This window comes from Deltaproteobacteria bacterium, assembly GCA_016210005.1.
Lineage (GTDB): Bacteria > Desulfobacterota > Binatia > HRBIN30 > JACQVA1 > JACQVA1.
The window spans coordinates 1-8,924 of sequence record JACQVA010000190.1 but is presented as its reverse complement, the minus strand read 5'-3'; the positions used below and the strand labels follow the sequence as shown (position 1 = coordinate 8,924).

General features: G+C 66.4%; 8 protein-coding genes. All 8 read right to left on the bottom strand.

The window, feature by feature from the left end; all coding sequences use genetic code 11:
• Positions 1 to 573: hypothetical protein (locus tag HY699_18435; GenBank protein MBI4517788.1), on the bottom strand; the 573-nt coding region annotated here is incomplete at its 3' end.
• 169 nt (positions 574 to 742) lie between these two features.
• Positions 743 to 2,335, bottom strand: coding sequence for a Fic family protein (locus tag HY699_18430; GenBank protein ID MBI4517787.1), 1,593 nt, complete (start codon positions 2,333 to 2,335; stop codon positions 743 to 745).
• Between the two features lie 401 nt (positions 2,336 to 2,736).
• Positions 2,737 to 3,864: an ABC transporter permease gene (locus tag HY699_18425; protein ID MBI4517786.1), complete on the bottom strand. Its 1,128-nt coding sequence runs from the start codon at positions 3,862 to 3,864 to the stop codon at positions 2,737 to 2,739.
• Entirely contained in the window at positions 3,861 to 4,973 is a 1,113-nt protein-coding gene (locus HY699_18420) for an ABC transporter permease (protein ID MBI4517785.1), read from the bottom strand. The genes HY699_18425 and HY699_18420 overlap by 4 nt, the downstream gene beginning before the upstream one ends.
• On the bottom strand, positions 4,970 to 5,905 hold the full coding sequence (locus HY699_18415; protein ID MBI4517784.1) for an ABC transporter ATP-binding protein: 936 nt from the start codon (positions 5,903 to 5,905) through the stop codon (positions 4,970 to 4,972). The genes HY699_18420 and HY699_18415 overlap by 4 nt, the downstream gene beginning before the upstream one ends.
• Positions 5,902 to 6,840 carry an ABC transporter ATP-binding protein gene (locus HY699_18410; protein MBI4517783.1) on the bottom strand — a complete coding sequence of 313 codons (939 nt, stop codon included), beginning with the start codon at positions 6,838 to 6,840 and terminating at the stop codon, positions 5,902 to 5,904. The genes HY699_18415 and HY699_18410 overlap by 4 nt, the downstream gene beginning before the upstream one ends.
• Before the next feature lie 49 nt (positions 6,841 to 6,889).
• Positions 6,890 to 7,897 carry an HlyD family efflux transporter periplasmic adaptor subunit gene (locus tag HY699_18405; protein MBI4517782.1) on the bottom strand — a complete coding sequence of 336 codons (1,008 nt, stop codon included), beginning with the start codon at positions 7,895 to 7,897 and terminating at the stop codon, positions 6,890 to 6,892.
• A 4-nt stretch (positions 7,898 to 7,901) separates the two neighbouring features.
• Positions 7,902 to 8,612, bottom strand: coding sequence for a CerR family C-terminal domain-containing protein (locus HY699_18400; GenBank protein ID MBI4517781.1), 711 nt, complete (start codon positions 8,610 to 8,612; stop codon positions 7,902 to 7,904).
• Positions 8,613 to 8,924: the final 312 nt, after the last annotated feature.

Genomic DNA, 8,924 nt, shown 5'->3' with positions numbered 1-8,924 from the left:
TGCTGGCGACGCCTCTTCGGAGACCGTACTCTGCTTTGCGGCTTTGCGCCTTGGCGCGAGGTTCACTTCCGGACTGAGGTCACCTGTCGACTTGATCGAGTACAGATAGTTCGGCTCGGCCGACACCACGTTGGGGTCGCGCCGGAAGTCAGCCGCCACTTTCAACACATCGGCCTTCGGATCCACGCGCACCAGATAGATCTGGGACAAGTTCGTTGCTGCCGCACCACCACCTCCCGCCTTGGCCCCGAAGCGCCGCTGCGCCGCCTGGCGTCGCGCGCCCGCATGCACCCCACCGAACACCGGCTCCATCTGCGTGATGCCGTGCTTCAGCCGCACCTGATCGAGAATACGCGTGCCCGTCGTGGTCGTCAGCCCTCTGCCGCTGGCCACCAGACAGTGTGCGCATTCCGGAAAGTCAGAGCGCAGCCGCACCAGCAACTCCCCGGCAACCATCGGTGGCCGCGGCGGCTGGCGATCCTTGCCGGGCGGCTCGGCGGCCACCGCCACTGCGAGCACAGCTCCGAGCCAGGCGGTGGCTGCACTCAGCGCCAGCCGGCGGGGGGTCCTCATGCCTAACCTCTACGAAGCCCGATTGGGTTATGCAACGACATTCATAGCGCGCACGTGGTGTCAGTAACGAACAACAACTTCTGCCTCAACCCGTGAGACTGACAGCCGAAGGGGGACCGGTCGGAGTTCACATGCGCTGGGTGAGCTTGATTCGAGCCACTCGCGAAGGTCAAAAGGATTGGTCTGGGACATCGCTCCGGCCATTCAGGCTGCTCCTGGATTCTTCGAAGCCGCTAAAGGCATCGTTCACGATCTTCTCGATCAGGGCTACTTCGTCATCGCGGAGCTTCTGGAATTCGCTCTTGCGGCGCCTCGTGGGCAGACAGCCGTGGTTTTGCCGGATGAACATGACGAGGTTCTCCGCGAGACGGTCCGGCATCTCAACCGCATCCATGATGCGCCGGAGGGCCTCGTCGTGGCGGCGAAGGTAGTCGATCTCGCGCGGCAGATCGTCTTCAACCGTGCGCCGGACGCAAGCGAAGAGAAACTCGGCCGCAGCCGTGCAGTCGAAGTATCGGTACATGTCTGCGGTATCGTTGAGGACCTCGACGTTGCGCTCGGCTGTCGCACGCCAGTCAATGAACGGCAGCAGTGGCCCCGTGTGCGCTTGTAGCGTGCGCCGGTAATCATCGATGCGGTCAAGCATGACCGACGAAACCGGAAAGACCATGCCTGGCGGCGTGAACCTGCGCTCGGCGAGGACGTGATGGATGAGGCAGCGATGCAGGCGTCCGTTTCCGTCCTGGAACGGATGGATATACACGAAGCCAAACGCCGTGGCGGCGGCTTGCAGTACGGGGTCCATGCCGCTGTGTCGCATCCGGTCGTTCGCTTCCAGCATACCGCGCATCAGGCCTTGGAGATCGCCAGGGCGCGCGCCGATAAATTCCGGCAAAGGGTCGCCCGTGTGGTCACGTTCACCCAGAAAGACACTGTCGGGCCTCAAGCCCGCATGGATGAAGCGCGTATCCTCGATGAACGCCCCGTGCAGGCGGATGATCTCCGGCAGGGTCAGATCGTGCTTGCCGGCCTGCAACACGGCGCGGCCCCACCGCTCCAGCCGGTTTCGCGGTGCACGCTCTCCTTCAATCTCGAAGCTCGCCCGGCTGTCTGCCAGCAACATGAAACTGGCCGCGCGGGCGATGAGGTGAGCGCCGGTATGCCCAACAATTTCCCCTGCTTTGGCCGCAAGGTCCAGCTCGATGAACTTTTCCAGCGCCGGCGTACGCCGGATGACCGGACAATAGCGGGCGTTCCCGAGCAGATTGTCGCGCACGCGGTGGCGCTTCGAGAGTTGCGGGCTCGATGTGAAATACGCCTTGGGATCGAGGAGATCGACGATGGCGGTTGCTCGGCCGGCGTCCTCGGCATCCAGCATCCGGCCGGTCAACGTTTCGTAGAGGTACCACGCCCGCCGCAGCGACGCGCTTTTCGGCGCGCCGCGGGCGATCGCATAAATGGCGGGTGGCGGCAGGGCCTCGAACACGCGCTTGAGAACAAGCAGGTCGAGCGGTTCGTGGCGCAAGGCGAAGTTGAGATGGTCAATCAGGTCGTCGCCGGGCCAGTACCGTTTGTCGAAGACCGCCCAAGCCGCCTCGACGCGCTGACTGCCCTTGACGTACTGGCTTGAGACGCAGGATCGATGGCGGACGGGCGCCGGGATGCCGAGCTGGTATACGAGCGCGGCAGAGCCCACCAGGCGGGCGGCGGCCGGGGGACTCTCGTCCTGGAAGGTCGAAGCCTGCTGATCTTTCGTGGCCATGGTCGAGAGTTCCCTACTAAGGTCGAAGAACGTTCATTTACTGGTCGTCAGGTCGAAGCAATCATAAAGCGCGTGAGGGTCGAAATCCAGTATTCCTAGTCGAAATATGCCTTTGCAAAACGCCAGGAGTCGAAAGGCATTGTCGCCGCGCCCAATGTGGCGCCCGGCTCGCAATGTATGAGTGCCCTGCGCCGCGTCGCAACGATCGAAGGTATCGGGTCATCAACGCAGATCAAAGGAACCTGTCCTGATCTGAAGCGCCGTCGGGAGCGCCGGGACGAACCCATCTTCTACCCACACGACTTCCTGAAGACCCTCTCTTCCTTGAGCGAGGACCACTAGTGGTGACAGCGCGCGACCATGGCTAGTCCTCTTGCTCCAGAGCATCGGCAGGCTGGCGCTCAGCTCAGCCGCGGCTTCATGCGCCGGCGGATGGTGGCGAGCAGGACGGCGAACAAGATCAGCAGCGCGAGCACGGGCAAAGCCACCTCGCTAAACCCTGCACCGCGGGCGCCGATGCGGCGCAAGATGATCTGATACCACCGCAGCGGAAATAGTCCGCCCAGTTCACGGATGCCGGACGGCATGAGCTGATACGGAATCATCGTGCCCGAGAGCACGAACGACGGCATGATGAAGAACACGGTGATGAACACCGCCTGCGCCGAGGTGTGCGCCAGCGTGGATACCAACACACCCACCGCTAGCGAGGCGAGCACGAACGGCAAGGTGACCACCAACAGCGTCAGCCAGTTACCCTGCGGCCACAGGCCGAAGCCGAGGCCGGCGCCGGCGATCGCAAACAACAGCACGCCGTAGCTAATGACGACGAACGGCACGAGTTTACCGAGCACGATCTCCAGCGGCGTGGTCGGCAGCGCCAGCATCTGCTCGTAGGTGCCGCTTTCGCGCTCGCCCACCAGGCCGAGCGCGGTCGCCGACAAACACAGATTCGTCAAGAGCATGCCGGCCAAGGCTACCAGGAAGAACTCGCGATCACTGAGAGTGGGATTGAACCAAAAGCGCTGGCGCAGGTCCAACTCACCAGCCCGCGGCCCGGCCGCGGCCGCCGGCAACACTTCGACCGCCGCCGCCACCTGCGCGATGTAGCCGCCCACCCGCGCCGCCGAAAGCGGGTCGCTACCATCGAGCAAGAGCTGAATGCGCGGCTGCCCGCGCTCGAGCTGGCGCCGCAGGTCGTGCGGAATGACTACCAGTGCCATCGCCTCACCGCGGCGTAGCAGCTCGCGGCCGTGCTCATAGCCGCTGGCACGCTGCGGCGGCAGGAAGTAGCCGGTGGCCTGTATCTCCTGCACCAGCCGCCGCGACAGCGCCGTGTCGCTGCGATCGAGCACCGCCCAGGGCACGTTGGCCGGCTTGTTCGACAGCGCCAGACCGAACAGCAGCAGCATCATCACCGGCTGTGCCACCACGGTGCCGACCAGGGCGCGATCGTGACGAATGATGCTGGCTTCCTTGTAGGCGACCGCCAACACGTTGGACCAAAAACGGCCCGGCGCGCGGCTCATGTGCGGGCCTCGACGGTACGCAGCGCATAGGCCATCAGGATGACCCCGAACAGCAGCAATAGCGCCAACTCCGGCAGCAGCGACAGGAAGCCCTCGCCCCGCATGTAGATGGCGCGGCTGACGCGGATGTAGTGCGTGGCGGGAAACAGCTCGGCGACCCATTGCACGATCCACGGCATGTTGCGGGTCGGAAAGGCGAAGCCGCTGAGCTGCACCAGCGGGATGCTGAGAATCACGCTCTTCTGCACCGCTTCGGCGGCGGTGTGCGAGGTCGCCGAAATGATCAGGCCCATCGACAGCGACACCAGAACGTAGAAGGAAGAAATCACCACGAACAACATTACACTGCCGGCCGGCCAGACTTGCAGCACGGCGCCGGCGAGCAGCACCATCAGCACCACGTCGACGGCAAACACCGCCCCGAGGGGAAGGATCTTGCCGAGTACGATCTCGACGGCGTTGGCTGGGGTCACCTGCAGTTGCTCGAAGGTGCCGGTCAACTTCTCGTTGACGATCGAGACCGCGGTGATCAGGACGGTGAGGAACGACAGCACAAAGCCAAACGTACCCGCCACCATGAATGGCTTGCCGTCGAGCCGCGGGTTGAACACGGCGCGAGTCACCACGGCGATGCCGGCCCGGCGAACCGATGGCGGGCCGGCGAGCTCGCCGGCGGTGGCGCTGAGCAGGCTGCGCATGAAGGCCTCGGCATTGCCCGCCAGCACCGCTTCCCCGCCGTCGTAGAGCAGCTGGATTTCGGAGGGCTGGGGCCGGCCGCCGCGGCGGTGGCGCTCGAAGCCGGGCGGAATCACGATGGCAGCGCCGATATCGCCGGCCACCAGCGCGTGCTCCAGCTCATCGCGGCGAGCGTACTGACGGGGGTCGAATGCGCTCTGAGCGGCCAGCTCCGCCACCAGGCGGCGGCTGGCGGCCGTGCCGGCGGCGTCGTACACCCCGAGGGCAAGGTGCCGCACATCGGTCGCCAAGGTGAAGCCGAACGCCAGCAGCGCGGCCAGCGGCACGGTGATCAGCACCGTGATCGTGAAGGGATCGCGAAAGGTGGCCTGCACCTCGCGCCGCATCAGCGTGCGCAGCCGCCGCCAGTTCATCGCTCCACCCCGACCTCGGCCAACACGCGACGGAAGACCTCCGTCATCGCCGGCTGCTCGATGCGCGTCTGCACCCCCGGACACTCGGCCGCGAGCCGATCCAGCCGGCGCAGAAAAGCACTGTCGAGCGTGGCGACACTCGCCTGCACGCCACCGGCGCCGGGCGTAACCACGGCCCCGGCCGCGCCCAGCTCCTGCGCCACCCGCGCGCGCTGTTCGGCGCCGCAGACCACTTCGACCTGATACCCGTTCGAGAACCGGCGCCGCAAAGCTTCCGGCTCGGCGTTGGCAATGACGCGCCCGGCATCAATGAAGCAGGCCCAGTCGCAGTAGTCGGTCTCTTCGAGGAAATGCGTGGTGACGAACACCGTCACCCCGGCATCGGCCTCTTCTTGAATCAGCTCCCAGAACAACCCGCGATTGTGCACATCGACGCCGGCGGTGGGCTCATCGAGGAACAACACCCGCGGCTGGTGCAGCGTGGCCAGAGCGAGCCCGGCGCGCTGGCGGACGCCGGCAGGCAAGTCCTCCGTCAACTCGGGCTCCGCCTCGCCCAGTGAAAAGCGCTCGCGCAACCCGCCCCAGGCGCGTTCGAGCGCCACCGCCGAGAGCCCGTAAAGCCCGGCGTAGAACTCGACGTTCTCGCGCAGCGACAGCCCGCGATAAAGACTGACCTTCTGGCCCATGTAGCCGATGTGGTCACGCACCCGGCGGGGCTGGCGAATGACATCGATGCCGTCGACCTCGATGGCGCCGGCGCTCGGGCGCAGCAGGCCGATCAACATCCGGATGGTCGTGCTCTTACCCGAGCCGTTGGCGCCGAGAAAGGCAAAGATCGAACCCGGCGCCACTTCGAGCGCGAGGCGATCCACCGCGGTGAAGTCGCCGAAACATTTAGTGAGCGCGCGGGCGGTGATGATGGGCGGCGTCATGAGTGGGCGGCACCGCCGCGCGCCAGCGCCAGCAAGGTGGATTCCATGTCGATTGGAATAGCCTCGGCGAAATGCACGCTGACTGCGGGCAACGCCCCGAGGTCGCGAATCACCTGAGCGGCGCCGGGCGTGTCTTGGCGGCTGACCTCGATGCGAGCGGCGCGGCCGCTGGCGCGCGCGCCCGCAACATAGGGCAGCCGGCGGGCGGCGCGGGCCACCGCCCGCCCGTCGTCGCCCCAAGCGCGATAGAGTTCGAGCCCCACCCGCTGCTCCAGCTCTCGCGGAGTTCCGGTTGCCACCACCCGCCCGTTGTCGAGATACACCAGGCGATCGCAGGCCTCGGCTTCGTCGAGGTAACTGGTGCTGACCAGCACCAGGGCCCGGGCCCGCTCCTGTGCCAGCAAGGCCCAGATTTCACGGCGGGCGACGACATCGACGCCGGCGGTGGGCTCGTCGAGCAGGAGCAACGGAGGCCGCGGCAGCAAAGCGTTGGCAACCGCCAGCTTCTGCTTCATCCCGCCGGAAAGCGCACCGGCGGCGCGGCCGGCGAAGGGCGCCAAGCCGGTGCGCGCCAGCAGTTCGTCGGCCCGGGCGGCGAACTCGGACCGCGCCAGCCGGTGCAGCCGGGCGGTGAAGCGCAGGTTCTCGATCACCGACAGATCCTGGTGCAGGCTGAAGGCTTGCGGCACGTATCCGAGCTCGGCCTTGAGCGCGGTAACGTCGCCGCGCAGATCGTGACCGAGCACGCGTGCTTGCACCGCTTCGATCTCTAGCAGGCCGGCGAGCGCGCGCAGCAGCGTGGTCTTGCCGGCGCCGTCGGGCCCGGCAATGCCGGCGATCTGTCCGCCCGTCAGGCTAAGATCGACCCCGCGAAGGGCGGGGCGCGTTCCGAAACGCTTCGACAAGCCCCGTAGCTCGATCACCGCTGCGTCCATCAGCGGTACCGGCGCGGCGCCCCCATCGGCTTGGCGGTGCAATTGCGGCTCATGAGTCGAGGTAGACGTTGCCTTCGGTTCCCGGCTGCAAGCGCTCGACACCTTCGAGGATGCGAATCTTGACGCGGTAGACCTGCCCCATGCGGTCACTGCGCGTCTCGATCTTTTCGGGGGTGAAGTTGGCCTTGTCGGCGATGAAGCTGACCTCGCCGGGCACGCGCTCGCCCGGGCGGCTGTCCACTTCGAGTGACACGCGCTGGCCGATCTGCAGGCGGCCGACCTCGGCCACCGGCACGTAGATCTGCACGTACTTGTCGGCGGGGTCGAGCAAGGCGGCGACGGCCGTACCCGGTTGCGCCAGCTCGCCCGGCCAGACGAATTGCGTCTGCAGCACCGTGGGCACGTCGGGCGCGCGGATGACGTACTTGGACTGGGTAACCTCGAGCTCGGCGAGTTGGGCCAGCAACAACTGGCGCTTCTGCTCGAGGGTCGCAAGCTCGTGGCGCGCCAGCGCCACGCTATGAACTTCGGCCTCGCTGCGAGCGAGCAGCTCGCGGGCGCGTTGCAGCGCGCTGTCGGCCTGATCGCGCCGCGCCCGATGATCGTCCAGCGACTGGGCCGTGCTCAGTCCGCTCCGCACCAGCGTCTCCTCGCGTGCCAGCGTGCGTGCCGCCAGCTCGGCGGCCGATTCCGCCTGCCGGCGCTCGGCCTGGCGGACGCTCACCTCGCGCTGCCAGGTGCTCTCGACCAACTGCACGCGCTCGGCCTGCGCCCGCAGTTCGGCATCGAGCACCGCCAATTCCTCCCGCTTGGAGCGGATACGCGCCTGCATGTCACGGTCGTCGACCACGGCGATGACTTCGCGCGCAGCGACACTGGCGCCCTCGCCGTACTTGACCTCCAGCACCCGGCCGCTGACTTCACTGCGCATGACGCGCTCTTCGCCTTCGACGAAACCGGTGAAACGCACGGCGGCGCCCTCGTGTCGCAGGTAGATGATCCCCGCCGCGGCGCCGGCAAGCAGCACAACCACAAGTGGAATTAGCTTGCGCGGCATGGCGTCAGCCACCAACCGCGGCGGCCGGGCGCGTGCGCGCGGCGGCGGGTTTGAGCCGGCGGGACGAGCGGCGCTGCGCCACGCGCTCTACCCCACCGAGCGAAAACTCGCTGATGTGCTCCGCCAGCTCGCGCGCCAGCGGCAGCGGGTACGCCGTCAAGCCCCAGAGGCGCAGCGTGGCCGGCATGGTGAAGCGGTAGAACAAGGCCTGAGCGACGATGCTGAAGGTGCAGCGCTCGAGCTGCTGGCGGCTGAGGCCGGGGGCCAGCCGGCGAACGATGTCCTCGATGTCACGCACCAAGGGCCGGATGAATTCCTCGACGATTACCGGCAAGGCCTCGCTCGGGTCGCACATCTCGCGCTGCATCAGGGTACCGTGCCGGCCGGGCGGCGGTCCGATTAGCAAATCGAGCATCGCCTTGGCGCGCGCGCGCAACAGTTCGACGAGTTGGGCGCGCGCCAGCCGCGCCAGCTCCCTCGTCGGGCGCGCGGCGCCACGGCGCGCCAGCTCGGCCCGAACCTCGGCGAACTGGGCGCGCAGCACCTCCAGGTAGAGGTCCTTCTTGCAGCCGTAATGATAGTGGCCGGCGGCGAGGTTGACGCCGGCGCGGGCGGCAATGTCGCGCATGGTGGTGGCGTGAAAGCCGCGGCCGGCAAACAGCTCGGCCGCCGCTGCCAGCACGCGATCCTTGGTCGGGTTGGCCACGTCCTTCATGTGAACGGCAGTTTTAAACGTGCGTTTCACTAAGTCAAGGCGGCAGCACGCCGGCGCGCACAGGAGATTCGAGGTCCGATGGAGTCACCTCGCGGCCTGAACTTCGTTCGGCACTAATAAGAAGACGAGGGTGTAGATTGCGCGCACCGACGGGTGCGCGACACATTTGTGGGTAACGTGGTTCGGTGTTATGGCCGTCATTCCCGCGAAAGCCGGAATCCAGTTTGGCGTTTGGCGCTATGGACAAGTAGTTCTGCGTTTACATCCTGGCAAACTAAGTACCGCAATTCGTAAATACGATGACGTATTATC

Excerpts from the sequence above, each read along its gene's own strand:
- HY699_18430 (MBI4517787.1), bottom strand. The coding sequence starts at position 2,335 with ATGGCCACGAAAGATCAGCAGGCTTCGACCTTCCAGGACGAGAGTCCC.
- HY699_18425 (MBI4517786.1), bottom strand. The coding sequence starts at position 3,864 with ATGAGCCGCGCGCCGGGCCGTTTTTGGTCCAACGTGTTGGCGGTCGCC.
- HY699_18420 (MBI4517785.1), bottom strand. The coding sequence starts at position 4,973 with ATGAACTGGCGGCGGCTGCGCACGCTGATGCGGCGCGAGGTGCAGGCC.
- HY699_18415 (MBI4517784.1), bottom strand. The coding sequence starts at position 5,905 with ATGACGCCGCCCATCATCACCGCCCGCGCGCTCACTAAATGTTTCGGC.
- HY699_18410 (MBI4517783.1), bottom strand. The coding sequence starts at position 6,840 with ATGGACGCAGCGGTGATCGAGCTACGGGGCTTGTCGAAGCGTTTCGGA.
- HY699_18405 (MBI4517782.1), bottom strand. The coding sequence starts at position 7,897 with ATGCCGCGCAAGCTAATTCCACTTGTGGTTGTGCTGCTTGCCGGCGCC.
- HY699_18400 (MBI4517781.1), bottom strand. The coding sequence starts at position 8,612 with ATGAAGGACGTGGCCAACCCGACCAAGGATCGCGTGCTGGCAGCGGCG.